Raw genomic sequence first — 26,555 nt, forward strand, 5'->3', positions numbered from 1 at the left:
AAGGGGGTCGGAGTCAATGCCAGTAAGTTAAAGTAACCAATTGATTATGCTATAATAAAATCCAATATCTCTTAAATAAAAGACAAGCATAAAACAATGGAAAACACAATAAAAAATATCTGTGAAGAACTAAATAATACCATAAATAGTTGTTTATTTATGGATAAATATCGTCTTTCAAAAACAGCTTTTACTCGCACTCGTATTCTTAATTTTCCAACACTAATCCTCTTTTTACTTAACTTTAGAAAACCAATAGTTCGGACAGTTTTTGTAACCCATTGATTTAAAAAGAATTTACCCATACATCTCGTAATTATAAAACTCTTTAAAATCAATGTCTTATAGAATTAAGACCGCTATCTTTTTTAAAACTGTCCGAAGTATTGAACTAAATAAGCGATGCGAATATTACATTTCAATGAGACAGAATTAACGATTGCTGTATAAATCTTAACACCACCCTGTTTACCTGCTAATTCTAATTTTCTCGTCTCACCCACAATCCACTTACTGTCATAACATTTATGGCGACCTTTTTCTTTTTGCACACCTTCGTAGAGTAAACGTAAATTAGCATCATAACGTAATTTTCCAATTTGATGGTAACCTTTAGCGATCACGCCATGGGTAAACTTTTGTTTAGAATCCCAAAACTTAGCTAAACCGTAAGTTTTTTCACCACTTTTGTTAACAAAGCTACACTCTAAAGCCGCTATTTTTTGTCCCGACGTTGAAAGAATTTCATTATTACCTACCTGATTAAATTTAAGAAAATCTAACTTTTTATTAAACCAGCGACGATAGGTTTTTTCTGATAACTCATTGTAACGGTGGTTTAGAACCACTAGACATTTTTTCTAAAATCGTTTCTATTAGTTGCATGGAAATCTTCTTTTCAGGAAATTGTTGCTTTAGAAACTACATTTTCCTATGAATTGAAGATTTCCTCTACTTTTAAAACTGTCCGAAGTATTGATTTATATGAGTTGGCCTGAATTTGAATTTGTGCGTGCGAAAAACTTTAGATCATCTCCTATGCAAAGTTACATTGATAAAATTGAGATATTTTTTAGACCACCACGACGAGAAATAATGGGTGAGACATTTCATCAGCAAGGTTTAAGTGCAAAAGAACGAAGCATAAATTATTTACAATAATTTGAAAATAAATATAAATGGATAGAGGCGAATGATTTTTCAAAATTTAAAGAAATTAGTGATAAATCATTTAGTTATTATATGCCTATAGATAAAAATTTTACTACTCGTACGCCCACGAGGGCAATTTATCAGTAGGGTAAAAGTCCCTATCGGCATATACCATAACGTTGTAGCTTGAAAGTAACTGCGTCATTGCGAAGTGGGGTGGGGAGTAACTGAAAGCGAAATAGCAGTCCGTAGGATAACGAATCTGATTCGGCAGGGCAAGGCGGCGAGTCTGCGAGTGATTGACGAAGCCTGAAAATCATCTGTTACGTTGCGAAATGTTCGCTTGTGTGGTGCAAAACGATAACAGAGTCTACCAAGTGGTTGGGAGCGGAATGTTAGGAAGGTAAATTGAGGTAAGTGGGGAGAGCTGTTTGCTAAGGTGATCGTAAACAGTAGTCAGAGCCTTCATAGTACCGAAAGCTGTAATGGATTTAGCGTAGGGTAAGATTTATCATGAAATTGGCGTGAAAATGTCATAACTTGAAAGATAAACGTGAGCCTAAACCTTGAATCTAACAGTGGAAACGGCAAGTTAGCAAAGCTTGCAATAGGGAAGGATGGCAGGTTGAGAAATAGGAGGAGTTTATACTAATGCAACAGCACGTTATTTCGTCAGTGTTGGAGACACACAACAAGAAACAGAAACTTATGCCCATTGGTCATGGGTGGAAGCATCGGTGTGGACAAAACCTATGTTGGCAGAACTGGATAACGGTGTGAAAGGCGGTAAATGGTTTAGTTTGTGGGACAAAGTTTATAAAATTTCTACCTTGCAACAAGCTTGGAAACAGGTCAAGCGCAATAAGGGGTGTCATGGTATAGACGGCGTAAGTGTGGAACGTTTCGGGGCATCGCAAGCGTTATATTTACAAGAGCTTCATGAAGCGTTAAAAGAAGGTCGCTATCAACCGTTGCCAGTTAAAAAGGGTGTTAATTCCTAAGGCGGGAGGCGGTAAGCGTCCGTTGGGTATTCCTGCGGTAAAAGATCGTATTGTGCAAGCGGCATTGAAAATGGTCATTGAGCCTATTTTTGAGAATGAGTTTGTATCAAGTAGTTACGGTTTCAGACCTAAGCGCGGTTGTAACAATGCGTTGTGGAAAGTCGATAAGCATTTGAAAATGGGACAAACGTGGGTGGTAGATGCCGATATGCAGAGTTATTTCGACACTATTTCTCATACTAAATTAATGCTCGAAGTTGAAAAAAAATACATTAGTGACGGTAAAGTTTTGGACTTGATAAAAGCTTATTTAAAACAGGATATAGTCAATGGACTTGAACAATGGACACCCATAACGGGTACACCGCAAGGTGCTATTATCAGCCCATTATTAGCTAATTTGTACCTGCATGAACTGGATAAAACCATGAGGCAGGCAGGTTACATAATGGTCAGATATGCGGATGATTTTGTAATACTGTGTGATAGTCAAATGGAAGCAAAAGAAGCTTTAACATTAATTCGACACTGGGTTGATGAGAGAGAATTAATTTTGCATCCAGAGAAAACGCAATTAGGTAACTGTCTGATAAAAGGGCAGGGGTTTGAGTTTTTAGGTTATCGATTTGAAGCAGGTAAGTGATTTGTCAAAAGTAAAAGCCTGAAAGCTTTAAAAGATAAAATTCGTCGCAAAACCAAACATTCGAGAGGTGATAGCATGGAGTGCATTATTAAAGACCTGAATCCAATGATCAAAGGCTGGTTTAACTATTTTAAACACGCTTATAAATGGAGGTTTCCTAATTTAGATGGATTTATAAGACGGCGTTTGCGTAGTTTAAAGGATAAGCAAATGAAAGGATACTCCAGTTTTGGGAGAACACAACGTTTACACAGATTAATGCCAAATTCGTATTTTGCTAAATGTGGGCTTTTCGCCTTAAAAGATGCTCATATAATGGCATGTCAATCCCGATGTGGAAATTCTTGACGGGAGAGCCGTGTGCGGGAGAATCGCACGCACGGTTCGGAGGGTCTCCCCGACCCCTATCTTGCAAGGTGAAAGTCCTTGTCTGGGTAAATCAACGGATTGATTTCATAAGGTTTAACCAACCACCAGTAGTGCTGTCCATCATCGTAAATTACAAATACAGTGGTCGTCACAAACCTAACAAGTGCGGCTTAATTTATTATTTAATCTCATACTTTGAAGAAACTGCATACTTTCCAATTAATTTACAGGGAACAATTATTGTTTTTCCTTCAATTGATTGAACCTCTTCAGAAACAAAACTGCAATCAAGCAAGTTAAAATCATCCGCTTTTCGAGCAGAGACAATATTCAGGGTTAATTGATAATTTTGTGAGTGTGTTAAACGATTAACCGCTTCTTTAGGAAAGTAAATCTTATTAAAAGTTGCAGTTTCATCAAGATCGACTTCAACTTCAAAATCACCTAAATTAACTTCTTGAGGGTCGCCTTCTGTCTCTTTTTTTCCTTCCCCATTGCCATTAAACATACTATTGATAATGATTTTTTCATTAATTTTAGACAGTTTAGCCTTTGCTTTTTTTGACAAATTAATTTTCACTGAAAAAGAAGGCCCGGCAACCTTATCGTTTATCTCTTCAGGCTCTGTATTTTCTTCTTTTTTAACATAGGGCGATGATGCGTCACCAAGGCTATTCGTTGTATGTTCTTTATATAGATTACACAAATCATTTTCACTCTTAGCGTTGTCTCTCGTTTCCGCTACCCAGTCTGAATCAATCCGTGTTTTATGATTAGCCGCTTGCTTTGTCGCATTTTCATACGCATAAACATAAGCTTGAGTATCCAAACGTTCCATAATGGACAATAAATCATTAGAGCAGGTTAACGTTTCAACGTCCTTGTTATCGACCGACTGACAGTCGATTGATGAAGGCACATCACCATAAGAATCAGAGAGTTTTTTTAGAGCATTCTTGATCGGATCAAGTTTTGTTTGAGCCAAACACTCTGATTTTGCATGAGCATTTGCGCCTATAAAAAAGAGTGAAAAAAAACTACTTAGAGTTATTATCTTAATTATTAACAGTCTTTTTTTAGGTTTCATTTTTATTTTCTCAATTAGACGTTATTAGCGACCACATTTCAATCAATCATAAACGGTCTTTTTTGAGTTTTAGGCTTAAACCAACGAACTCAGTAATGAATCAACAATTCAGCCCCCTTAATTGGCTACTCATTTAAGACGGGACACTATGGAGCAAGGCTTAACCTCACGTGTCCTGTTTTAAGTTGGTAGCCCCTTAATTCATCTAATCATTAAATCCCAAACTTTTCAAGGCCCGCTCACTGTCTGACCAGCCTTTTTTAACCTTAACCCAAAGTTGTAAATAAACTTTTTGATTAATCAAGTTTTCTATATCAACACGGGCATCCGTTCCAATTTTTTTCAACATCTCGCCTTGCTTACCAATCACAATATTTTTTTGACTGTCTCGCTCAACTAAAATCGTCGCATAAATTTTAGTGATTTTTTTCGACTCTTCATAACGATCAATTTCAACCGTTATCGCATAAGGCAGTTCATCCCCTAATCGGCGAGTTAATTTCTCACGCACAATTTCAGCCGCTAAAAAACGAGTTGATCTATTGGTTATTTGATCTTTTGGGTAAATTAAATCACTTTCAGGTAATAATGAAAAAATTGAAGTTTCCAACGCGTCTAAATTAATTCGTTTCAACGCAGAAACAGGAATTAATTCTTTAAACGGGTATTTTTTTTTCGCGTCATCAAAAAAAGAAAAAATCGCTTCTTTCTCTTTGATTCGATCCACTTTATTGACCGCTAAAATAACCGGTAAATTAGCACGTTCCAACTTTTTAAAGATGACTTCATCATAGTCTTGCCACACTAAACCATCAATCAACCAAACCACAACATTCACCCCTAATAAGGTTGAATCTGCGGTACGGTTTAAATAACGATTCAGGGCTTTTTTTTCATTTTTATGCATTCCAGGCGTATCCATATAAATAGCCTGACCTTTTTCATTCGTATCAATCCCTAAAATACGATGCCGAGTCGTTTGTGGTTTGCGCGAGGTAATACTAATTTTTTGCCCTAATAGATGATTCATTAAGGTCGATTTACCCACATTGGGCCGCCCAATTAAGGCAACATAACCACAATTCATTGTTTTTCTCTTTGTAATAGTTGTAACATTTTTTCAGCAGCCGCTTGTTCTGCTTTTTTACGCGAACTCCCTTCGCCTCTGCATTTTTTATCCGTTAAAACCGTGCAATCAATTTTAAAGGTTTGCGTATGAGCAAGTCCCGACATGCTCACTAAATCATAATGCGGTAAAATAACCCCTCGTGCTTGCATGAGTTCTTGTAAGCGAGTTTTAGGGTCTTTTTGTTCACTTTTTATATCCAATTCCGCTATTTTTTTTGCAAAAATACGCAAAATCCATTTTTCACAGATAAGAATCCCTTGATCTTTAAATAAAGCCCCTATAATGGCCTCAACGGCATCCGATAAAATTGAATCACGTCGATAACCTCCGCTCTTTAGCTCACCCGACCCTAAAATTAAATAATCACCTATATTATGTTCTCTTGCCACCATCGCTAAGGAGTCTTGATTAACGAGGCTGGCTCGCAAACGACTTAACACGCCCTCACTCGCGCTGGGAAAATCATCATAAAGCTTTTGTGCAACCACAAAACCTAAAATAGAATCTCCCAGAAACTCTAAGCGTTCATTATTATTGGCTCCCATACTTCGGTGCGTTAATGCTCGCTTAAAAAGCTCAGGTTCTTTAAAAACTAAGCCAAGCTGCTGAGATAATTGCTTCGGTTCTTTGATCACTTCCTACCTGCTTCAACAAATTCATCAAATTCAACTAAAACGCTTAAGTTACTAAAAAGAGGTTCAACTATTTGATATTTAGCGACTATTTTTACATAATTACCTCGTTTAAAGACTTTTACGGCATCTTTAGGCAAGGAATTAACTGAATTAACCCGAAATCGTTTAGAGAGCAGTGCTTTTATTTGGCTTTTACTTTTTAGCTCAACTTCTGAAATTGTGGTAATGGATTCAATGGCACTTTGTACTTTGCCGTGATTCATATAAATAGGGACAATTTTTAAAAGTAATAAGGCCACACCACAAATGAAAATAACCACCATTAAAATACTGGTCATGGTTAAACCTTGTTGCTTTCTAGGTGAATAGATCATTTTGATTTTCCTAAAAATTATAAATTGTAAGTATATCGCTTACTTTAATAAAGTGCCAATACGTTCAAAATTAATGCCTTTATATTGCCAATCCCAGTTCATCCAGATAAAAAAAGCTTTTCCAACTAAATTAGCTTCAGGAACAGTTCCCCAATAACGACTGTCATTACTATTGTCACGGTTATCGCCCATTACAAAATAATGTCCGTTCGGTACAATATAAACAGATTCAATGGAAGGTTGTCCTTGTCGAATTAAAATACTATGCTCAACCGTTTTTAAATTTTCCGTTAAATGCAGGGCACCTGTCATGGTATCACCTTGACCTAGACCTTTATAAATTTCTAAGGAAGTCTGTGCCATCGGTTCACCGTTGACATGAACTTTCTTGTTGTAATAAGCCACTTTATCACCAGGTAAACCAATGACTCGCTTAATATAATCAACAGTCGGGTTTTTTGGGTAACGAAAAACAACAATATCTCCGCGTTTAGGCGTATCTAGTTTAAGGACTTCCGTATTGATGACGGGTAATCGCACCCCATACACAAATTTGTTGACCAAAATAAAATCGCCAATCAAGAGGGTAGGCATCATTGAGCCAGAAGGAATACGAAACGGTTCAACTAAGAAAGAACGTAGCAGTAAAACAATCAAGACAACAGGGAAGAATGAACGTGCATATTCAACTAATAAGGGTTCGTCTTCTTCACTAAACGGGGTATCAATAGATTTTAAATAGACTAAATAAGCCCCCCAAATAACACCTGTTACGAGGGTTGCAATCACTAAAAAAAAAGAAAAATCAATGTCCATACTTTGAATTATAAGATAAGGTTAAAAAATAGACTCATGCGTCTTTATTGACTTGTAACACGGCCAAAAAAGCTTCTTGTGGAATTTCAATACTACCGACTTGTTTCATCCGTTTTTTCCCCGCTTTTTGTTTTTCAAGCAGTTTTTTCTTACGACTAATATCACCGCCATAACATTTTGCAGTCACATTTTTACGCAAGGCTTTAACGGTAGATCGGGCAATAATTTTAGAGCCAATAGCCGCTTGTATCGCCACTTCATACATTTGACGCGGAATTAATTCTTTCATTTTTTCAACTAAGTCACGCCCGCGTGTTTGACTTAAATCGCGGTGAACAATAATAGATAAGGCATCAACTTTATCGCCGTTAATTAATATATCCAGTTTTATTAAAGCGGCTTCTTGAAAGCGCAAAAATTCATAATCAAACGATGCGTAGCCTCGTGAAATAGATTTTAAGCGATCAAAAAAATCTAAAACGACTTCACTCAACGGTAATTCGTAACTTAATGAAACCTGAGAGCCTGTGTACTGCATATTTTTTTGAACGCCGCGTTTTTCAACACAAAGACTAATCACACCGCCTAAATAATCTTGAGGGACTAAAATGTTGGCCTGAATAATCGGCTCTCTAATTTCAGTAATAACGCCCGCATCAGGTAATCTTGCAGGGTTATCAACCATTAATATGGTCCCCTTTTGCGTCTCAACTTCATAAATAACGGTGGGCGCAGTCGTAATTAAATCAATCGCGTATTCACGCTCTAAACGCTCTTGCACAATTTCCATGTGCAACATCCCTAAAAAACCACAACGGAATCCAAACCCTAAGGCTTGTGAGGTTTCAGGTTCAAACTGTAAGGCGGCATCATTAAGATGTAATTTATCTAACGCCTCACGCATGTTGGTATAATCATCCGAGCTAACAGGGTAAAGCCCTGCAAAAACGCGCGGTTGTACTTTTTCAAAGCCTTTTAAACTATCAACCGCAGGATCACTGGTTAGGGTAATGGTATCCCCGACTGGTGCGCCGAAAATATCTTTAATGCCTGCAACGATAAAGCCCACTTCGCCCGTTCCTAGCGCGTCTTTCTCCAATCGTTTAGGGGTAAATACGCCTACTTTTTCAGCTAAAAAAGATTTCCCCGTCGACATAATCGTTATTTTTTGTTTGCGTTGGAGGCGACCATTAACAATTCTAACTAATGAAACCACGCCTAAGTAATTATCAAACCAAGAGTCAATAATTAGGGCTTGTAACGGCGCGTTTTGATCACCACTGGGGGCAGGGATTTCTTGAACCAGTTGCTCTAAAACCGCTTTAATGCCAATCCCTGTTTTAGCACTGATTTTAAGGGCATTATCCGCAGGAATACCAATAACATCCTCAATTTCGTGCATCACGCGTTCAGGTTCAGCCGAAGGCAAATCAATTTTATTTAAAACGGGAATAACTTCTAAGCCTTGCTCAATGGCGGTATAACAATTAGCGACACTTTGGGCTTCAACCCCTTGGGCGGCATCCACAATCAATAACGCCCCTTCACAGGCGGCTAGTGAGCGTGAGACTTCATAAGAAAAGTCAACATGACCGGGAGTGTCAATGAAATTGAGCTGATACGTGTGTCCATCATCGGATTTATACGCTAACGTAACACTCTGGGCTTTAATGGTAATGCCTCGCTCTCGTTCTATATCCATTGAATCTAAGACTTGAGCGGCCATTTCTCTGTCACTTAAACCGTCACACAACTGTATAAAGCGGTCAGCGAGGGTTGATTTTCCATGATCGATATGCGCGATAATGGAGAAATTTCGTATATATTTTAAATCCACTTAATTTTCAGTTATTTGTGAGGCGGTTACAAAGAAATGAAATTCAAGTTTCTAAAATTTAGTCAAACTATTAATTTAATAGACAGTTTAGGAAAAATTTCTCTGAATTTCAAACCTTTCATTGTAACAGAAATTAGTCTTAGACCAGGTTTCTATTTCATTTTGCGATACGAAAAAAATCGCCTCTTATTTTGGTTAATCAATGACGCTAAAAATTTAAAAGACTCCCCTTTCTTATAATTTCATCCTTTATTTAAAATTAATGATTCGATACCGTGTACTTTATTGAAATTTAAAGGGCAATCAGCGTGATTTTTTTAAGAAATAAGGGTTGATAACGGTTAAATAAAATCAGGATGAGGTCGTAATCCCCATTGACATAAATGTTTAACCCCCGTAGTTTAAATGGTTTTAGCTTCTAATCTGTCAAGAGTTACCAATGGAAGAATTTCATCGAATCAGCCGTTTACCCCCTTATGTTTTTAATATTGTTAACGAATTAAAAGCAAAAGCGCGCGCCAATGGGGAGGATATTATTGATTTTGGCATGGGTAATCCCGATCAGCCAACACCTAAACATATTGTTGATAAAATGGTGGAAGCCGCACAGCGAGATGATACCCATCGCTATTCTGTCTCCAAAGGGATTCCTCGGTTAAGGCAAGCCATTTGTAACTGGTATAAAAAACGCTACGATGTTGATTTAGACCCTGAAACGGAGGCTATTGTCACCATTGGTTCAAAAGAGGGGCTTGCTCATCTTGCCTTAGCGACCTTAGGACCGGGTGATGTTGTTTTAGTCCCTAACCCCGCCTATCCCATTCATCCTTATGGGGTCGTCATTGCAGGCGCGGATTTACGTCATGTTTCGCTCGTCCCTGGTGTTGATTTTTTTGAAGAGCTGCACAAAGCCATTATTGATTCATGGCCTAAGCCGAAAATGTTAATTCTAAATTTTCCAGGCAATCCAACCACGCAATGTATCGAACTGGATTTTTTTGAACGCATTATCAAAGTCGCAAAAGAGCATAATATTTGGATTGTTCATGATATTGCCTATGCGGATATTGTTTTTGATGGCTATAAAGCCCCTTCTATTTTAGAGGTGGAGGGCGCAAAAGACATTGCTGTTGAATTCTTTTCATTATCTAAAAGCTATAATATGCCAGGATGGCGTGTCGGGTTTATGTGTGGAAATCCTGATTTAGTCGCGGCCTTAACACGGATGAAATCTTATTTAGATTACGGAACCTTTACCCCGATTCAAGTCGCCGCGATTCATGCTTTAGAAGGCCCTCAAGACTGTGTTAAAGAAATTTGTGCCATGTATAAAAGTCGTCGAGATGCGTTGTGTGACGGCTTAAATGCGTTAGGGTGGGCCGTTGAAAAACCGAAAGCTACGATGTTTGTTTGGTCTCAGATTCCAAAAGCCTACCAAGCTATGGGGTCCTTGGAATTTTGTAAAAAAATGATTATTGATGCCAAGGTGGCCGTATCCCCTGGAATCGGGTTTGGGCAATATGGGGATGATCATGTTAGATTCAGTCTCATCGAAAACGAACACAGAATTCGTCAAGCCTTGAAAGGAATTCGATATATGTTAAAAAAAGACAACGCGGTATAATAGTCATAACCAATTAGTTTAAGCATTAAGGAGCTAGAGTTGAAACCAGTAAAAGTGGGTGTATTAGGATTGGGCGTTGTTGGCGGCGGCACAATTAATGTTTTAAAACGCAATGCCGCTGAAATTGCCCGTCGTGCAGGGCGCGAAATCATTGTTACGCGAGCCTGTGCTAGAAATTTAGAACGGGAACGTATTTGTGACACGCAGGGGATTCAATTAACGACCGACCCGTTAGAAATTATTAATGATCCTGATATTGAGATTATTTTAGAGTTAATCGGTGGCGATACACTGGCGAAAGACCTTGTTTTAATTGCTATTTCCAAAGGAAAGCATATTGTCACCGCCAATAAAGCCTTAATTGCCTTACATGGTAATGAGATTTTTGAACAAGCCAGTGCTAAAGGCGTTGTGGTTGCTTTTGAAGCGGCGGTTGCGGGGGGAATTCCTATTATAAAAGCCTTACGAGAAGGCTTAAGCGGCAATCAAATTGAATGGCTCGCAGGCATTATTAATGGCACAGGAAATTTCATTTTAACCGAAATGCGAGACAAAGGACGCAATTTTGAAGATGTCTTAGCCGAGGCACAAGCCCTAGGTTATGCCGAAGCCGATCCTACGTTTGATGTCGAAGGAATTGATGCCGCGCATAAATTAACCATTTTAGCCGCCATTGCTTTTGGTATTCCATTACAATTTGAAAAAATTTATATTGAAGGGATTACTCAAATTACCCGCGAAGATGTTAATTATGCCGAAGAGTTAGGCTATCGCATCAAACATTTAGGGATTGCTCGCAAAACAAAAAAAGGCATTGAGTTACGCGTCCACCCCACGTTAATTCCACATCGACGTTTAATTGCGAATGTTGATGGCATCATGAATGCGATTTTAGTTCAAGGGGATGCGGTTGGGCCAACACTTTATTATGGTGCGGGCGCAGGTGCAGAACCGACTGCATCGGCCGTTGTCGCGGATGTTATTGATGTCGTGCGAACCTTAACAACCGATCCCGAAAATCATGTTCCACATTTAGCCTTTCAAGCGAATTCTATTGCCAATATTCCTGTTTTAGATGCCGAGGAAATGGAAACGTCCTATTATTTACGCTTAGATGCCGATGATAAACCCGGTGTTATTGCCGAAGTAACGGGTATTTTTGCCGATCATCAGATCAGTATAGAGGCCATGATTCAAAAAGAACCGCATCAAGGAACCACTAAAGTTCCTGTCATCATGCTGATGCAATCCACAATAGAAAAAGAAATGAATGCGGCGATTAAAAAAATTGAAGCCTTAGACTCTATTAATGGCGATGTCGTTAAAATTAGAATGGAAATACTCAAATAACCGCGTTGAAATTTTAATTTAACGCGTGCTTACAAAATAACTGGAAATAACATGGCTCACTACACAGGACTCATTAATCGTTATCGGGATCGTTTACCAGTTAATGAGGGTACGCGCATTATCAGCTTGAGTGAAGGTAATACGCCTCTCATTAAATTGGAAAATATTCCAAATTTAATAGGTAAAGATGTTGAAATTTATGTGAAATATGAAGGCCTCAATCCAACAGGATCCTTTAAAGATCGTGGAATGACGATGGCGGTAACCAAAGCGGTTGAAGAAGGAAGTCAAGCGATTATCTGTGCCTCAACAGGAAATACGTCAGCCTCAGCGGCGGCTTATGCGGTTCGCGCAGGGATTCGTGCTTTTGTTCTCATTCCTGATGGAAAAATTGCGTTAGGAAAACTTGCCCAAACCTTAATGTATGGCGCAGAAATTATTCAAATTAACGGTAATTTTGATCAAGGGATGAGTTTGGTTAAAGAGGTTGCCGATCACGCGCCCGTGACGATTGTTAATTCAATTAACCCGTTTAGAATTGACGGACAAAAAACGGCCGCCTTTGAAATTGTAGATGATTTAGGCGATGCTCCTGATTATCACTGTCTTCCCGTGGGCAATGCAGGTAATATCACCGCCTATTGGAAAGGCTATAGCGAATATGCAACGGATAACATAGCCACTAAACGGCCTATAATGTGTGGTTATCAAGCCGCAGGGGCCGCGCCTTTTGTTAAGGGTGAAATGATTGATAACCCCGAAACCGTCGCAACAGCCATTCGTATTGGTCGGCCACAATCATGGGACTTTGCATGGAAGACTCAAAAAGAATCAGGCGGCTGGTTTGATAAATTTACGGATAACCAAATTTTAGCCGCGCAAAAAATGCTTGCCCTTCATGAAGGTATTTTTTGTGAACCTGCCTCAGCGGCCTCGTTAGCGGGGGCATTGCATGACCTAAGTACGGGAAAAATAAAAGAAGGCTCTAAAATAGTGTGTACGTTAACAGGGAATGGATTAAAAGACCCTGATACCGCTATAGCACAGTGTAAAGAGACTCATCCTGTGACCATTGAGGCCAATTTAGACGCGGTTAAAAAAGCAATTTTAGCGAACATGTAGTTTTTAAAAAACTTTTCACACAATCGTAGGGAGGAATCATGGCCTCCCTATCTGATCGAATATCCCCCTGCTAAACAAAAATTAAGCAAACAGCCTCTTATCCATCAATAAGCTAACGTTTACTTTAATATGTAAGGAATAGGCCGCTTAAACGACTAATTAATACCCATGCAATGAAATAAAGGCAGGGGTTATTAAATAGTATTTCGTTAGTTATCATCTAACCGAATTATCAATAAACGTTTAAATTTCAGGTCATTTTTTATGAAAAAAATAATTCTTTTTATCGCGCTGCCGTTTTCTTGTTTTATGCATCAAGCCGTTGCCATTGACCCTGTTTATGAGGGAGAAAATGGGATTCGCGCTCAAGTTTTTTTAACGAATTGTCTCGCTTGCCATTCCTCTGAGTTAACCGTAGAAAATCGTAATGGTGCGCCTACGGGGGCAGATTTTGATACCTATACTACCGCTTTATCACGGGGTACCGCAGCCGTTAATCGCGGGGTCATTCAAATGAACATGCCGCCCTCCTTTAGCCCTCTTTCTCTCCTTAATGATGAACAAAAACAAGCCTTAAAAAACTGGCAAGCACTGGGATTTCCTGAAAAAACACTTCCCACTATTTATTCTATAAATTCGGCTAAATTATCATTGCCTACTATTTATTTAGAAGATGAAAAGGGCGATATTACGCTTAAATGGAAAGCTGAAATGACACCGCTCTTAAATTCAGCCCCCTTAGCCTTTGAGCTTACACATATTGAAAACGTTAATACAACGAATAGTTCTGTAACGCCATAAAACACCTTAAATTACCCCCATCATGAGTGTACTGACCACGATGTTAAATTACAAATTTGGAGAATCATCATGTTAACAATTTTTAACAACGGGCTGCGAATACTTAATTTAAGCACGCGCGTTGATTTTTTAGCCCCCTTAATATTAAGACTGTATTTAGTCCCCATTATGTGGATGGCAGGCACTAAAAAATTTGCAAGCTTTGACAGTACGGTACAATGGTTTGGAAATAGTGACTGGGGATTAGGCTTACCCTTTCCAACGCTACTGGCTTCATTAGTCACCAGTGTCGAAATACTGGGAGCTATTTTTTTACTCTTTGGGTTTGCAGTTCGCTGGATTTCTATCCCTCTTTTTTTTACGATGATTGGGGCGGCCTTAACCGTTCATTGGAAAAATGGTTGGTTAGCTATCGCAGAACCCAGTGGTTTTTTTGCCAATGAACGAACCATTGAGGCGGCCACCCGATTAGCGAAAGCTAAAGAAATTTTACAAACCCATGGTAATTATGAATGGCTAACGGAACAGGGTAGTTTAGTCATTCTTAATAATGGAATTGAGTTTGCAGCCACTTATAGTCTTATGTTAATCGTATTATTCTTTATCGGAGCGGGACGCTATGTTAGTGTGGATTACTGGTTAGCTCAAAAGTTTATAAAAAATGAGTAAGACTATTATGATTATATCGCAGTAGAGTACGTATCTATTTCTGAAGTTAGGGGACAAAATGATTACTAATAACCGAATTGCAACCTTAGTTACTGAGTTAAGCTTATCAAAAGACTATATCTTATTGGTTGATCACATTAGCCAACAATTAGACGATGAAGCAATTGCCACAGGCATTGCTTTAGGTGAACAAGCCCCTGATTTCTCTTTAAAAAATCATCAAGGCGATGAGGTTAATTTAAACCAACTATTACAAAAAGGCCCCGTTGTCTTATCCTTTTATAGGGGAGATTGGTGTCCTATTTGTAAAATTGAATTAAAAGCCCAACAGGAAGCATTAGAAGAAATAACCGCGATGGGGGGATGCTTACTCGCTATTGCACCACAAACCTCGGAACAAGCCTTTCAGTTATATCAAGAAATGGGGTTAGATTTTGAATTATTAAGTGACCCTGAGCAAAAAGTCATTAAAAATTATCAGTTGCAATTTGAAGTTCCCCAAGATTGGCGACAAGTTCATCAGTATTTAACCCAACAAGATGATATTAATGGGTCTTGGAATTTACCGATTCCTGCTACCTTTGTCTTAAATCAACAGGGAACTGTTTGCGGACGCTATGTTTCTGCTGATTTTTTAACACGAATGGAGCCTCTTGAAATTATTGGAACCTTAGAACGATTACTCGGTAAAGATGAGGCACTTTCATCGTATTTGCACAGTAAAAATGAAATATTACGCAACACCTTAACTGAGCTTCGTCAAACGCAAGATCAATTATTACGTAAAGAAAAAAAAGCGATCATTGGTGATTTAACCGCAGGACTCGTTCATGAAATTAAAAATTTATTAAACCCTATTAGCTTTTTGGATTTAATGACGGATGATCTTTCCAGTAAACATCAACAATATGCAGGCTACATCTATGATAGTCGCACACGAATTTTAGAATTAATTGACGAGGTTCGGTTATTAGCGAAAGAAGAAGAGGTTCATTACAAAACACGGCCTTATTCGTTGGTTTCAATAATGAATGAAGCGGTTAAATTATCACAGTTAGATGCGGATGTTAAAAATAAATCGATTCATTTAGTCCTTGATTATCAAGGGGATGTCGAAATTAATAAAAATAAAATTATTCAAGTGTTGCTCAATTTAATTCGTAATGCTGCTCACGCATTAACTAACCGCGTAAATAAAGGAGAGATCACTCTTAAAACACAGTTAGATCATGATTCGGTAACGGTTTCCATTATTGATAATGGGATAGGAATGAAAAAAGAGGTTTTGGATCAAATATGGCGACCTTTTTTTACCACTAAGGGCGATGAGGGAACGGGATTAGGCTTAGATGTTTGTCGTAATATTATAGAAAATCATGGCGGAAAAATAGGCTGTAAGAGTGAAGAAAATCATGGCACTGAGTTTTATTTTTCATTACCTATTAGCAAAACGTAACGACCTCACAAAAAATGAGTAACGAATCGATCCATCCCCTCTAAAAGACGGTTTAAACGGGTCTCATTAGTTATAATTTATTCGCCTAATGATGAGATACGCTGTGACTATTCATGACCTTATTTCGATGATAAAGTATCCATTTTAAGTTAACTCTAAAAAGGCTTTATTATGGAAGGATTAGAACAACTCTCGGCAACTTTAGCATTAACAATGGGAGTTGCGTGGGCGAGTGGAATTAATTTATATGCCGCAATTGTAACCCTAGGGCTACTTTCTTATGGTGAGCAAATTCACTTGCCGCCTAATTTAGATATTGTCGCGAATCCTTGGGTTATTGGAGCCGCTGGCTTAATGTATGTGATCGAATTTTTCGCCGATAAAATACCAGGGGTGGATACAGCTTGGGATGGAATACATACGTTTATTCGAATTCCTGCGGGGGCTTTATTAGCGGCGGCCGCTGTTGGCGATATAAGTCCTGCAATGGAAGTGGCGGCGGGAATTGTGGGTGGCGGATTAGCTACGGGTACTCATGCAACAAAGGCGGGGACGCGCGTTTTAATTAATACCTCCCCCGAACCCTTTACGAATTGGGGCGCATCAATAGGCGAAGATGTCACTGTTATTGGCGGAATTTGGCTGTGCTTAAATCAACCCGTCTTATTTTTAGCCCTGTTGGTTGTCTTTATACTCTTCATGATCTGGTTATTACCTAAAATTTGGACAGGCATTAAAAAAGTGTTCCGATTTATTTTTAATCTTTTTGGTGGGCATTCAAGTGATGAAGAGCATTCGTCTACTCCCCCCCCTCGCTAAAATTTTAAACGGTAACGCGATCAATAACGTTAAAAATATCTTCACAGTGAACGTCTTTTTCTTGTGAATTTAACAAGTAATAAGCAACGGCGGTAACCGATTTCCAGGTTTGTCGATCGGTAATAAATAAAAATGACTTTTTCAATAATTCAGTTAATTTTTCTTGTTGCTCGCGTGGGTCATCACTAAAAAATCGCAAATAATTATTAATTTTTTGCATATCTGAATAATTACCATAACGTCCTAAGTTTTTAATACTGATTAAATCAACATCAATCACTTCGTTGTCACGCAAAATAAGGTAATGTTGTTCCGCAATCGACCCTGCTAATAAATTAATCACATCCGCATTTAACGCCCGATGATATTCTTCTTTTTCCTCGGGATAAATTTCACTGGAACCAACCGATAAATTAAGGGCTAAATTTTCTATGAGACACCCCCCTTCAATGGATGCTGCGACATAAGCCGTTTGTGAGTCATCGGTTGTCAACAAGGTCACGTCATCATAACTATTCAAATGAATTTGAAAAAATATTGAGGGTAACTGTTGTTGTTTATTATAAAGGTAAATAGCAACGGCATGTCCCGCTTCATGGAAGGCAACCTGAGTGGCTAATTTTTTAAAATTCTGAGGATTTAAATCATTAATATAATAATTTCTTTTCATCGCAATCACTATTAAAAAAAATGCGGCCATAACGACCGCATAAAAAGGAAGGATTCTGCTTATCCCTAGAAAATGATCGTGCCGCGTATCTAAGAGATGCAGCAAGTGTAAAGACTTTTGTAGACTTTGAAAATGTGACATATTGCCGCGTGACAAAATGTCGCATGACAAAATCCCGCTAACACGGGAAAAGAAATTTCTTTGTAGAGTAGAGGGTACTATTGAATTAGGGGGATATTAATAGCGATAAATGCCTAACATAAGAGATATGCCTTAAACAAACAAGTCATATCCCTTATTTTTAGAAAAATAGATAACGTGATAGCGAATGATAACCATCGGTCATTACACTATAATTGATGCCCTGTTACAAAATTTATTTTTATTTACACGGTGTAAGTGAACTACGCCAATACTGTTGATCGGTTTCAAATAAACGCTTACATTCTTGAGGCCCCCAAGAACCCGCAGGATACGTTGTAATAAAATCACGCTCAACGGCCCATTTTTGTAAAATAGGATCCACAATTTTCCATGCATATTCCACTTCATCAAAACGTAAAAATAAAGAGCGATCGCCTTCAATCACATCCAGTAATAAGTCTTCATACGCATCGGTATGACTTTCATTATCATTTCTAAAACTCGCATCCAAACTCCGCACACGGGTTCGCATTTCTAACCCCGGTTCTTTAACGGTCATTTCCATACGAATACATTCTTCAGGTTGTATGCCTAATAATAACCAATTGGGGTTCATACTCTGCACTTGAGTGTCTTGAAAAAACTGTAACGGTGGCTGTTTAAAACAAATTGAGATGCTTGATTGACCTTTCGCCATCCGTTTACCTGTTCGCAAATAAAATGGAACATCACGCCAACGCCAATTATCCACATAAAGCTTCATTGCCGCATAGGTTTCCGTAACACTATCCGCGGGAACATTGTCCTCTTGCAAATAACTACTTAGCTTTTTACCGTCAACAACCCCTTCGGAATATTGTGCGCGAAAAGCACAGGCATTCACCGATTGTTTTGCAATAGGGCGAATAGATTTTAAGACTTTAACTTTTTCATCACGCAAGGATTCAGCATCCATTGACGCAGGAGGCTCCATAGCGACAAGGGCCATTAGTTGCAATAAATGACTTTGCAACATATCACGCATCGCCCCTGCATCGTCATAATAACTGGCCCGACTCCCAATGCCCATTTCTTCTGAATGAGTAATTTGAATATGATCAATATAATGACGATTCCATAACGGTTCTAGCATGATATTGGCAAAACGAAAAACCAACACATTTTGTACCGTTCCTTTACCTAAATAATGGTCGATACGATAAATCTGTTCCTCTTTTAAATAACGTGAAATTCGCTGCTGCAAGGCTTGAGAACTTTCCAAATCATAGCCAAAGGGTTTTTCAATAATCATTCGTCGCCAACCGCTGGATTCTTCTAGCAATTTAGCATGGCTCAATTTTTCAATGACGTTAGCAAAATACTCAGGACTAATGGCCAAATAAAAAGCCATATTACTCGGATAGTGATGGCTATTATTTAATTCGTTTGCAAGCGTTACATAATCATCAGCGACATCAATATTAACCTTAGCATAAGAAAGTCGTTCAGAAAAACGCTTAAAAACTATTTCATCTAAGCCCCCTCTTGCCTTCTCTTCAATCATTTCTCGTACTTCGGTAATCAAAACTTCATTATCCCAATCACGTCGCCCAATGGCGAGAATCTTGCTGTTCTCTGGCAAACGATTCTCCATCTCTAAGTGATAAAGAGCGGGCATTAATTTCACACGGGATAAATTTCCCGTTGCTCCAAAAATGACATAGGTACACGCTTTATTCGACATTCACAGCTCCACTAAAAAGTTTAAAAACAAGAGGATTTTAACAGCTCATTAGTTTTCAATCACCTCTATTGCATTACCATCGGGATCTCTAAAAAAAATAGCCTGCCGTCCTGATATACTTCGACTATAAAAAATAGCATGTTTGTCTAATTGTGAAATTAAAGGTGAAAGATCATTAATCTTTAAAGCCACATGCCGATCATGACCCCCATGTTCAGGTCGCCCTTTAACAGGATCATAATTAGGTAAGCACAAACAGTGAAGCGCGGTGTCTTCGGTTACTTTAAACCACGCACCATCATATTTTAATGGAGGTCGCTCTAAGTCTATTTCTAAGCCAATAATATTATGGTAAAAAAACTTTGATTTTTCAATGTCAGAAGAAATGACACTGTGATGATCTATTCTTAAAAAATTAATTGTAGTTGAGTGCATACGAAAATGAGGGGTAATGAAAGGAAATGAAATGAAATGAAAATGGAATTATTGATGTCAGAATTATACGTTATTATTTTTATGGTTAATTATGACGGGGAATTAATGACGCGAATAAAATCACCTTTTGCTTCACGATCAGAACCCACAACGATTTGCTGATAACCCGTCTCTGATTTTTCCAGTTGTCCTGAGACTTCCACCCACTCACCTGCTTTAGCTTGACCACTGTAAGTGGCTGTAAAACAAATAATAGTACTGATTTCAAGGTGGTCTATTGAGTAACGAATGGGGTAATCAAACCCATGACTATCCTCTGTTATTTTGACCGTTAAAACAATCGGCCCTTGTTTAGAATAGGTTCGAGGATCATGGATTGCAGGTTGTGAAAGACTAATATCAACCTTGCGATTATGGATGAGTACTTTATTATATTTACGTTTTTCATGCCAAAGATACTCATTAAAACTTAATTCACACCCCCGCCGTATAAAAGCGTGCTGCCAATCCGCCTGCGTTAAGGGCTGTAACTGATTACGTGCGATTAATTGGCGAGCGAGCTGACGTGCTTGATGAAAAATAGCCCGATCATGAAAGACTAAATCAATATCCGAGGTGGATTTTTGCGCCCCAATTAATAAAGAACCTGTTATGCCGAGTTGCGTTATATCCAACCCATTGTCTGAAAAAATAGTGCAAACAGCGATTAAGTCATTAATCACCGCATTTTCGGTGGGTTGCTGCAACAGGGTTTGTAAGCAATCATGCGGTTGATAATGTTTAACAATCGCCTCAACAGGAAGGGCATGAACCTCCACATCAATAGACGGCGAATAATAAAGATAATCAGGGTAATTTTGTTGTAAAAATAAAGTTGCCGTTGCGGTTTCAAATTTTTCCCAACATCCACTTTGAAAAATATAGCGCAAACAAACTAAGACTCGCCCTTTCTCTACGCCTTCTTTGATAACGGCGAAATAAAGATTTTCAGCGGTTTTTACATAATCTTTTACTTTAAAGGTCGTCATCCTATTTTCCTTCCTGCGAAACACTCGCTATGAATAATCAAAGAAGATGCTTAAAAAAACGTTCCAGCTTTTTAGGAAGTTTTTTATCTAAACGTTCTAAGGTTTCAATTATTTTCCCTGAGTTCTTTTCTAACAACATGGATGCGATATCAAGTTTATAACTCGGTTTTGAAAAATTGCCCGCTACCTTCATAACAATCGGCTGACTACTGATCACTTCAGGCGAGTCAGCGGTCGCTTGCTGCTTAATCCTTAAGAGTTTAATTTGATAGTCCAATTTTTCGGTCATTAAGTTTGCATAACCCCGTCCTGAGAGCTTAATTTTAGGTGAGATTCCAATTAAATCATTATTTTGGATTAACCCCTCACTGATATAAGCGGTTGCGCTAATTTTAGAAAAGAGACGTTGCTCATCCTCTGTCGTATTTTCTATAGGGATAGATCCTTTTAATACGGCTTTACTTTGATTAATAAATTTTTGAATATTGAAGCCATTAATAGCCCCATCTTTCAATAAAAAACTAATCTGACCTTTCAGTGAAGATTTGATGGCCTCTTTCGTATTCCCTCGCCCTGTTAATTGAGCATCCATATCAATCCAACCTTTGAGTGTTTCTTCACCGTTTATATCATTTAATAAGGCTGCAATTTGAACATGGCTAAACTGTTCATTTAAAATAAAAACCGTTTCTAGTGCATTAACATTGAGATTAAATCCTCCCTTATAATCCCCCTGATAAAACGATTTAATCGTTTGATTACTTTGCACAATTCCTTTTTCAGCATCAAGATTTAGGCTTACGCCCTGCATTTTTAGGTCATTCACTTTGAGCTGTTCAATTACAATTTTCCCTGACGCATCTAATTTTTTTAACAGCTCAACAGGAATAAGGGAAACCCCTATCGCCGCGATACTTGCAGGGGTCGCTATTTTATCTAACTTATGATTCGTATTAGGTGGTAAATAGCGATCAATATTCACTCTATCAACGTTTAAATCAAATTGAACCGTAGGCTTATTAAAATTTGTTACGACAACAGAACCTTTTAGGGTTGTTTCATCCACTTTAAGCCTAAGCGCATCGACTTTAAGTTGCTGCTTATCAGCGTGTAATTTAAAATCGAACGCCAATGACGTGAGTGCATTTTCATCGGCCATTTTAGGTATTTCAAGATTCACTTTATGCAAAAAATCTATGAGATTCAGCGTTTCAACCGATGCGGTTAAGGCTATTTTTGAAGGCTCTTTAAAATGCCCCTCTACATCGGCATGAAACTTAAATGCCCCACTGATTATTTTTAACTCAGGCAAATGTAACGTATTTTCAGCTTTATTAAACAAGGCATCAGTAAATAAATGAACCGTCAATGATCCCGTCGGTAAGGCCGAACTCGTGGTTTCAACGTTCAATTTAGCGGATTTTAATTGAAATGTATCCAGTGCCGAATTAATCATTAAATCGCCTGAAAAATCAATTATCTGGGAAAATAAAGGCTGTTGATTGCTTACGTTTAAAGAGGCTTTTAGAGGAACTTTTTGATCAAAGGCGAGCCTACCGAGTTTTATTTGGAGGTTTTTAATTTCGCTTTGTTGGTTTGCTTGTAAATCCTGCCACGTAATTTCAGCATCTTCAATGGACAGTCCCGCAACGGCTAATAAAGCCAAAGGGTTGACGGTTGTTGTATCACTTTGAGGCTGAGATTTAAAATCATCCCAATTATTAACCCCTTGCTTATTCTTACTTAATGCTAAACGCAAGCCTTTGATCGTAATCTCACTGACATCAAGTTGCTTTGAAAACAAAGGGATCAGCTTAACGTTAATTTCACTTTGCTGTATTTGGGCAAAATAGGGCGTGTTAAATCCAGCGGCATTGCCCAAACTTATTTGTTCTGTTGAAATTCCTATCCACGGAAAAATAGATAATTTCAAATCTCCGTTAATCGTCAACGTTCGTCCCGTCTGTGCTTTAACTGCCGATTCTATCTGCGCTTTAAAATCATTGGGATTAACGATAAAAGGTAAACACAAAGCAGTTATAAGGGTTATTGTACCCAGCGCTGTAAAAACATATAAGATGATTTTGAGCGATTTTTTCATCGTTATCTCAGGAATTTAGGTGCTATGAAGAAAAATATCGAATATGATTAGAACTTTATCACAATTTTTAAAATGATTCCGCTTATTATTACAGTTAGTGACCGTTAAACTATGGACTAACCTCAGCGTAACTTAAATCATTATAAATTAAGGACAAGACTATGTTTATTTTGGCAAAAATGGTAGGTATTGCTGTGCTCGTATGGTTTGCAATGACGGCACAAGCAAAAAAAGAATATTGGCTTAGGTGGGCTCTTGTGGGGTTAATTGGTTATTGGCTTACTTGGTTTTTACTTTACTTCACCCTGTCAATCCCTGTTCTTCCTACATTTGCAGCATTAGCCGTCGCCTATTTAATTAGGAAAAAGTTAATCTATGATTCTGAAAAAAAGAACAATAATAAGGCTTAAATAAAAAGCGCGTCGTGTCAGGACACGACGTGCTCTTAACTAAAATTAAGACTTGCTTAACGCTTATAAATTATCCGCATTTTCATCAAGATATTTTGCAACGCCATCAGGACTTGCATTCATTCCTGTATCGCCTTTATTCCAACCAGCAGGACAAACTTCACCATGTTCTTCAAAAAATTGTAACGCATCAACCATACGTAACATTTCATCCATGTTACGACCTAAAGGCAAATCATTAACTACTTGATGACGAACAATACGATTTTTATCCATTAAAAAGCTACCGCGATAAGCGACCGCTGGGTTTTCAGCTTCAACATCATAATCTTGACAAATACTATGTGAAATATCAGCCGCCATGGTATAGCGAACAGGACCAATTCCTCCGTCCTTGATAGCCGTATTGCGCCATGCGTTATGGGTAAAATGTGAATCAATAGAAACAGCAATAACTTCAACACCCCGACTAGTAAATTCATCCATACGATGATCTAAAGCAATCAACTCACTCGGACATACAAAGGTAAAATCTAAAGGGTAAAACATAATGACCGTATATTTGCCTTGTGTTGCCTGCGACAAACTAAATGAATCCACAATTTGGCCATCACCTAAAACAGCAGGCACGGTAAAATCAGGGGCTTGCTTACCTACTAATACACTCATCTTATATCTCCAAAATTTGTTGTAAATCAAATATTTATTCGATTCAAAGTAAAACCACTTTGCAGCGGAGTTTCTTCATTCTACACTAAATTACTCAGGATTTGTTTAATAATTATTAAATATTTTACTTGCTTTTCTAAAAATTGACGAGGATAATCTGTAGGCATTCGCTTACAAAAAATGTTGTAAGCTTTAGTATCTTTAACATCTGCGGTTTTTGAGGGTCTACCAGCCGCCTATTTTTGCTGTTAAAGAGGCTTTTTCTATTTTTTAAAGAGTAATTACAATGGCTAAACATAAACACATCACCGAACCCGACACCTTTGGTTTTCAAGTTCGTATCGTCAGGCGCGGTAAAGAGACAAGCCGCTATTTTTCACATAAACTTTGGGGCAATAAATCTAAATCACTGCTAGCTGCTATTGCTTGGCGCGACCAAATGTTAGTGGTCTTAAAAGGGAGCCGAACACGGTTTCTTAAACCGCCTAAAAACAAAACAACAACAGGGGTTACAGGCGTTTCAAGAACCATAAAATACGATCATCGTAAAGATAAAAGTTATTTATGCTACACCGTTTTTTGGGTCAAAGATCGTAAGTCTAAAAACAAAACGTTTCAAGTAGGTAATGTTGATACGATTACGGCTAATGATGAGCTACATGCGTTTAGAACCGCAAAGATTTTTAGACATTGTTACGAGCATTCTATTGACCATGACATCCCTTTTTATGATACTAAGTTTGTCGGTTGGAAAAAGTTACGCCTCTATGAAAACCCAAATTTAAATGCAACTTAGGCTTCGCATTATAACGTAAAAAACAATATATTAAAGAGAAATTGCTCACACATTTAATTAATTCTAATTTTTTATATTACCTGCTACTGATTTTAGATGCTTTCATTTTATTTTTGATAATTCACTTGGTATGGGATAAAAATAGCTAGAAATAAGGGGCTTATCTCTTATGGGTTGTGTTGTATAAAAATTAAATGCGTTCGCTAGAGGTATAAAATAGTGTGTTCCCCATTAGTTACCGCTATTTTTCTTTAAGCGTAAGGTGGCTTTATTTTTAAGAAAACGTACGACAAATTGGCTACCCACTTAAGATCGGACACTATGAAGCGAGGCTTAGTGTCCTGTCTTATGTTGTGTCGCCAAAATGATTAAGTTTTTATGCCTTAATCATTCTTTACACCCTATAAATTTACTCCCCCTATTGAATTTTAGTTTTATTAAAGTTAGGCTTCTTCTTTTAACTCCAAACTTACAGGAAATGAACTACCATGGCTATTATAAAAATGACTGATTTAGACTTAACCAACAAACGAGTCTTAATTCGCCAAGATTTAAATGTCCCCGTTAAAAATGGTAAAGTGACCAGCGATTTACGCATTAAAGCTAGCCTCCCAACGATTAAAAAAGCATTAGCATCTGGGGCAGCTGTTATGGTCATGTCTCACTTAGGCCGTCCTATTGAAGGCGAGTATGATGCTCAATTTAGTTTACAACCTGTGGCTGAGCGTTTAGCTGAATTACTTGACCAACCTGTTCGTTTAGAAAAATCTTGGTTAGCAGGCGTTGAAATTAATGCGGGTGAAGTGGTCTTGTGTGAAAATGTCCGCTTTAATATTGGTGAAAAAAATAATAACGCTGATTTAGGTAAAACAATAGCTAAACTGTGTGATATTTTTGTCATGGATGCTTTTGGAACAGCTCATAGAGCGCAAGCCTCTACCCATAGCGTCGGTGAACAAGCCGCCATTGCGTGTGCAGGGCCTTTATTAACCAATGAATTAGAAGCCCTTGCTAGTGCGTTAGATAACCCTGAAAAACCCTTAGTTGCGATTGTAGGGGGGTCTAAAGTATCAACTAAACTCACCGTTTTGGAAACCTTATCATCTAAAGTTGACCAGCTTATTGTGGGCGGAGGCATTGCAAATACGTTTATTGCCGCCGCTGGGTTTCCTGTTGGGAAATCATTATATGAAGCTGATTTAGTGGATGAAGCGAAACGTTTAATGGCAGCGGCAAAAGAAAAAGGCGCGGATATTCCTGTACCTGTTGATGTTGTTTGCGCTAAAGAATTTTCTGATACGGCGGTAGCCACGATTAAAAACGTAGCGGATGTTGAAGCGGATGACTTAATTTTAGATATAGGGCCTGAAACAGCAAAGCAACATGCTGAAATTTTAAGAACAGCCAAAACAATTGTTTGGAATGGACCTGTTGGCGTTTTTGAAATTGATCAATTTGCAGAAGGGACTAAATCCTTATCCGCTGCGATTGCAACGAGTAGTGCGTTCTCTATTGCAGGGGGCGGCGATACCTTGGCCGCTATTGATAAATATGCGATTAATGACCAAGTTTCTTACACCTCAACAGGCGGCGGAGCGTTCCTTGAATTTTTAGAAGGGAAAACGTTACCTGCGGTTGATATGCTTGAAAAACGCGGCGCGTAAAAAATAACGTTAAAGTAGGCTTTTTTGACCT

25 protein-coding genes are annotated in these 26,555 nt (G+C 38.2%); 12 read left to right on the forward strand and 13 right to left on the reverse strand.

Features of this window, described 5'->3' with window-relative positions; translation table 11 throughout:
* Positions 1 to 368 precede the first annotated feature (368 nt).
* Entirely contained in the window at positions 369 to 848 is a 480-nt protein-coding gene (locus Q9M50_04220) for a hypothetical protein (GenBank protein ID MDQ7089834.1), read from the reverse strand.
* Between the two features lie 1,029 nt (positions 849 to 1,877).
* Between Q9M50_04220 and Q9M50_04225 the strand changes: the two genes are divergently transcribed.
* Both Q9M50_04225 and Q9M50_04230 read left to right on the forward strand, forming a co-directional pair.
* Positions 1,878 to 2,153, forward strand: a complete 276-nt coding sequence (locus Q9M50_04225) for a hypothetical protein (GenBank protein MDQ7089835.1) — start codon at positions 1,878 to 1,880, stop codon at positions 2,151 to 2,153.
* Positions 2,140 to 2,796: a reverse transcriptase domain-containing protein gene (locus Q9M50_04230; protein ID MDQ7089836.1), complete on the forward strand. Its 657-nt coding sequence runs from the start codon at positions 2,140 to 2,142 to the stop codon at positions 2,794 to 2,796. The genes Q9M50_04225 and Q9M50_04230 overlap by 14 nt, the downstream gene beginning before the upstream one ends.
* 547 nt (positions 2,797 to 3,343) lie before the next feature.
* Here Q9M50_04230 and Q9M50_04235 read toward each other — a convergent pair.
* The 6 genes from Q9M50_04235 to lepA all read right to left on the reverse strand — a co-directional run bounded on the left by Q9M50_04235 (position 3,344) and on the right by lepA (position 9,043).
* Complete coding sequence (locus Q9M50_04235; GenBank protein ID MDQ7089837.1) at positions 3,344 to 4,252, reverse strand: hypothetical protein; 909 nt, start codon at positions 4,250 to 4,252, stop codon at positions 3,344 to 3,346.
* A 205-nt stretch (positions 4,253 to 4,457) separates the two neighbouring features.
* Positions 4,458 to 5,339, reverse strand: coding sequence for a GTPase Era (gene era, locus Q9M50_04240; GenBank protein MDQ7089838.1), 882 nt, complete (start codon positions 5,337 to 5,339; stop codon positions 4,458 to 4,460).
* On the reverse strand, positions 5,336 to 6,016 hold the full coding sequence (rnc, locus tag Q9M50_04245) for a ribonuclease III (protein MDQ7089839.1): 681 nt from the start codon (positions 6,014 to 6,016) through the stop codon (positions 5,336 to 5,338). Before rnc ends, era begins: the two co-directional genes overlap by 4 nt.
* Positions 6,013 to 6,390 (reverse strand): DUF4845 domain-containing protein, encoded by a 378-nt coding sequence (locus Q9M50_04250; GenBank protein MDQ7089840.1) that lies wholly within the window; start codon positions 6,388 to 6,390, stop codon positions 6,013 to 6,015. Before Q9M50_04250 ends, rnc begins: the two co-directional genes overlap by 4 nt.
* 39 nt (positions 6,391 to 6,429) lie before the next feature.
* Positions 6,430 to 7,206, reverse strand: a complete 777-nt coding sequence (gene lepB / locus Q9M50_04255) for a signal peptidase I (GenBank protein MDQ7089841.1) — start codon at positions 7,204 to 7,206, stop codon at positions 6,430 to 6,432.
* Between the two features lie 34 nt (positions 7,207 to 7,240).
* Complete coding sequence (lepA, locus tag Q9M50_04260) at positions 7,241 to 9,043, reverse strand: translation elongation factor 4 (GenBank protein MDQ7089842.1); 1,803 nt, start codon at positions 9,041 to 9,043, stop codon at positions 7,241 to 7,243.
* 439 nt (positions 9,044 to 9,482) lie between these two features.
* Between lepA and alaC the strand changes: the two genes are divergently transcribed.
* The 7 genes from alaC (at position 9,483) to Q9M50_04295 (ending at position 16,884) form a co-directional block, all read left to right on the forward strand.
* Entirely contained in the window at positions 9,483 to 10,667 is a 1,185-nt protein-coding gene (alaC, locus tag Q9M50_04265) for an alanine transaminase (GenBank protein ID MDQ7089843.1), read from the forward strand.
* A gap of 39 nt (positions 10,668 to 10,706) precedes the next feature.
* Positions 10,707 to 12,017 (forward strand): homoserine dehydrogenase, encoded by a 1,311-nt coding sequence (locus Q9M50_04270; GenBank protein ID MDQ7089844.1) that lies wholly within the window; start codon positions 10,707 to 10,709, stop codon positions 12,015 to 12,017.
* Between the two features lie 51 nt (positions 12,018 to 12,068).
* Positions 12,069 to 13,139, forward strand: a complete 1,071-nt coding sequence (thrC, locus tag Q9M50_04275; GenBank protein MDQ7089845.1) for a threonine synthase — start codon at positions 12,069 to 12,071, stop codon at positions 13,137 to 13,139.
* 264 nt (positions 13,140 to 13,403) lie between these two features.
* Positions 13,404 to 13,940, forward strand: a complete 537-nt coding sequence (locus Q9M50_04280) for a hypothetical protein (GenBank protein ID MDQ7089846.1) — start codon at positions 13,404 to 13,406, stop codon at positions 13,938 to 13,940.
* Between the two features lie 69 nt (positions 13,941 to 14,009).
* Positions 14,010 to 14,609 carry a DoxX family protein gene (locus Q9M50_04285; protein MDQ7089847.1) on the forward strand — a complete coding sequence of 200 codons (600 nt, stop codon included), beginning with the start codon at positions 14,010 to 14,012 and terminating at the stop codon, positions 14,607 to 14,609.
* 58 nt (positions 14,610 to 14,667) lie between these two features.
* Positions 14,668 to 16,065 carry a redoxin domain-containing protein gene (locus Q9M50_04290; protein MDQ7089848.1) on the forward strand — a complete coding sequence of 466 codons (1,398 nt, stop codon included), beginning with the start codon at positions 14,668 to 14,670 and terminating at the stop codon, positions 16,063 to 16,065.
* 171 nt (positions 16,066 to 16,236) lie between these two features.
* Complete coding sequence (locus Q9M50_04295) at positions 16,237 to 16,884, forward strand: DUF4126 domain-containing protein (protein ID MDQ7089849.1); 648 nt, start codon at positions 16,237 to 16,239, stop codon at positions 16,882 to 16,884.
* A gap of 4 nt (positions 16,885 to 16,888) precedes the next feature.
* Here Q9M50_04295 and Q9M50_04300 read toward each other — a convergent pair whose 3' ends face one another.
* From Q9M50_04300 to Q9M50_04320, 5 genes are all read right to left on the reverse strand, one after another.
* The gene (locus Q9M50_04300) at positions 16,889 to 17,695 is read right to left on the reverse strand and encodes a hypothetical protein (protein ID MDQ7089850.1); all 807 of its coding nucleotides are present in this window, start codon (positions 17,693 to 17,695) and stop codon (positions 16,889 to 16,891) included.
* A 241-nt stretch (positions 17,696 to 17,936) separates the two neighbouring features.
* Positions 17,937 to 19,421: a glucose-6-phosphate dehydrogenase gene (gene zwf / locus Q9M50_04305; GenBank protein ID MDQ7089851.1), complete on the reverse strand. Its 1,485-nt coding sequence runs from the start codon at positions 19,419 to 19,421 to the stop codon at positions 17,937 to 17,939.
* Between the two features lie 48 nt (positions 19,422 to 19,469).
* Positions 19,470 to 19,856: a VOC family protein gene (locus tag Q9M50_04310; GenBank protein ID MDQ7089852.1), complete on the reverse strand. Its 387-nt coding sequence runs from the start codon at positions 19,854 to 19,856 to the stop codon at positions 19,470 to 19,472.
* A gap of 89 nt (positions 19,857 to 19,945) precedes the next feature.
* Complete coding sequence (locus Q9M50_04315; protein ID MDQ7089853.1) at positions 19,946 to 20,884, reverse strand: hypothetical protein; 939 nt, start codon at positions 20,882 to 20,884, stop codon at positions 19,946 to 19,948.
* Between the two features lie 37 nt (positions 20,885 to 20,921).
* Positions 20,922 to 22,985: an AsmA family protein gene (locus Q9M50_04320; GenBank protein MDQ7089854.1), complete on the reverse strand. Its 2,064-nt coding sequence runs from the start codon at positions 22,983 to 22,985 to the stop codon at positions 20,922 to 20,924.
* Between the two features lie 161 nt (positions 22,986 to 23,146).
* Between Q9M50_04320 and Q9M50_04325 the strand changes: the two genes are divergently transcribed.
* Complete coding sequence (locus Q9M50_04325) at positions 23,147 to 23,395, forward strand: hypothetical protein (GenBank protein MDQ7089855.1); 249 nt, start codon at positions 23,147 to 23,149, stop codon at positions 23,393 to 23,395.
* Between the two features lie 63 nt (positions 23,396 to 23,458).
* Here Q9M50_04325 and Q9M50_04330 read toward each other — a convergent pair whose 3' ends face one another.
* On the reverse strand, positions 23,459 to 24,064 hold the full coding sequence (locus tag Q9M50_04330; GenBank protein ID MDQ7089856.1) for a peroxiredoxin C: 606 nt from the start codon (positions 24,062 to 24,064) through the stop codon (positions 23,459 to 23,461).
* A gap of 286 nt (positions 24,065 to 24,350) precedes the next feature.
* On the opposite strand from Q9M50_04330, the gene Q9M50_04335 reads away from it, so the two are divergent.
* Together Q9M50_04335 and Q9M50_04340 are read left to right on the forward strand one after the other, a co-directional pair.
* Positions 24,351 to 24,860 carry a hypothetical protein gene (locus Q9M50_04335; GenBank protein ID MDQ7089857.1) on the forward strand — a complete coding sequence of 170 codons (510 nt, stop codon included), beginning with the start codon at positions 24,351 to 24,353 and terminating at the stop codon, positions 24,858 to 24,860.
* A gap of 488 nt (positions 24,861 to 25,348) precedes the next feature.
* A complete protein-coding gene (locus Q9M50_04340) occupies positions 25,349 to 26,524 on the forward strand; it encodes a phosphoglycerate kinase (protein ID MDQ7089858.1) in 1,176 nt (391 codons plus the stop codon).
* The last annotated feature ends 31 nt before the right edge of the window (positions 26,525 to 26,555 follow it).

This window comes from Methylococcales bacterium (genome assembly GCA_030949405.1).
Taxonomy (GTDB): domain Bacteria; phylum Pseudomonadota; class Gammaproteobacteria; order Methylococcales; family Methylomonadaceae; genus WTBX01.

Excerpts from the sequence above, each read along its gene's own strand:
- Q9M50_04235 (MDQ7089837.1), bottom strand. The coding sequence starts at position 4,252 with ATGAAACCTAAAAAAAGACTGTTAATAATTAAGATAATAACTCTAAGT.
- era (MDQ7089838.1), bottom strand. The coding sequence starts at position 5,339 with ATGAATTGTGGTTATGTTGCCTTAATTGGGCGGCCCAATGTGGGTAAA.
- Q9M50_04250 (MDQ7089840.1), bottom strand. The coding sequence starts at position 6,390 with ATGATCTATTCACCTAGAAAGCAACAAGGTTTAACCATGACCAGTATT.
- lepB (MDQ7089841.1), bottom strand. The coding sequence starts at position 7,206 with ATGGACATTGATTTTTCTTTTTTTTTAGTGATTGCAACCCTCGTAACA.
- alaC (MDQ7089843.1), top strand. The coding sequence starts at position 9,483 with ATGGAAGAATTTCATCGAATCAGCCGTTTACCCCCTTATGTTTTTAAT.
- thrC (MDQ7089845.1), top strand. The coding sequence starts at position 12,069 with ATGGCTCACTACACAGGACTCATTAATCGTTATCGGGATCGTTTACCA.
- Q9M50_04280 (MDQ7089846.1), top strand. The coding sequence starts at position 13,404 with ATGAAAAAAATAATTCTTTTTATCGCGCTGCCGTTTTCTTGTTTTATG.
- Q9M50_04285 (MDQ7089847.1), top strand. The coding sequence starts at position 14,010 with ATGTTAACAATTTTTAACAACGGGCTGCGAATACTTAATTTAAGCACG.
- Q9M50_04290 (MDQ7089848.1), top strand. The coding sequence starts at position 14,668 with ATGATTACTAATAACCGAATTGCAACCTTAGTTACTGAGTTAAGCTTA.
- Q9M50_04295 (MDQ7089849.1), top strand. The coding sequence starts at position 16,237 with ATGGAAGGATTAGAACAACTCTCGGCAACTTTAGCATTAACAATGGGA.
- Q9M50_04300 (MDQ7089850.1), bottom strand. The coding sequence starts at position 17,695 with ATGTCACATTTTCAAAGTCTACAAAAGTCTTTACACTTGCTGCATCTC.
- zwf (MDQ7089851.1), bottom strand. The coding sequence starts at position 19,421 with ATGTCGAATAAAGCGTGTACCTATGTCATTTTTGGAGCAACGGGAAAT.
- Q9M50_04310 (MDQ7089852.1), bottom strand. The coding sequence starts at position 19,856 with ATGCACTCAACTACAATTAATTTTTTAAGAATAGATCATCACAGTGTC.
- Q9M50_04315 (MDQ7089853.1), bottom strand. The coding sequence starts at position 20,884 with ATGACGACCTTTAAAGTAAAAGATTATGTAAAAACCGCTGAAAATCTT.
- Q9M50_04320 (MDQ7089854.1), bottom strand. The coding sequence starts at position 22,985 with ATGAAAAAATCGCTCAAAATCATCTTATATGTTTTTACAGCGCTGGGT.
- Q9M50_04325 (MDQ7089855.1), top strand. The coding sequence starts at position 23,147 with ATGTTTATTTTGGCAAAAATGGTAGGTATTGCTGTGCTCGTATGGTTT.
- Q9M50_04330 (MDQ7089856.1), bottom strand. The coding sequence starts at position 24,064 with ATGAGTGTATTAGTAGGTAAGCAAGCCCCTGATTTTACCGTGCCTGCT.
- Q9M50_04335 (MDQ7089857.1), top strand. The coding sequence starts at position 24,351 with ATGGCTAAACATAAACACATCACCGAACCCGACACCTTTGGTTTTCAA.
- Q9M50_04340 (MDQ7089858.1), top strand. The coding sequence starts at position 25,349 with ATGGCTATTATAAAAATGACTGATTTAGACTTAACCAACAAACGAGTC.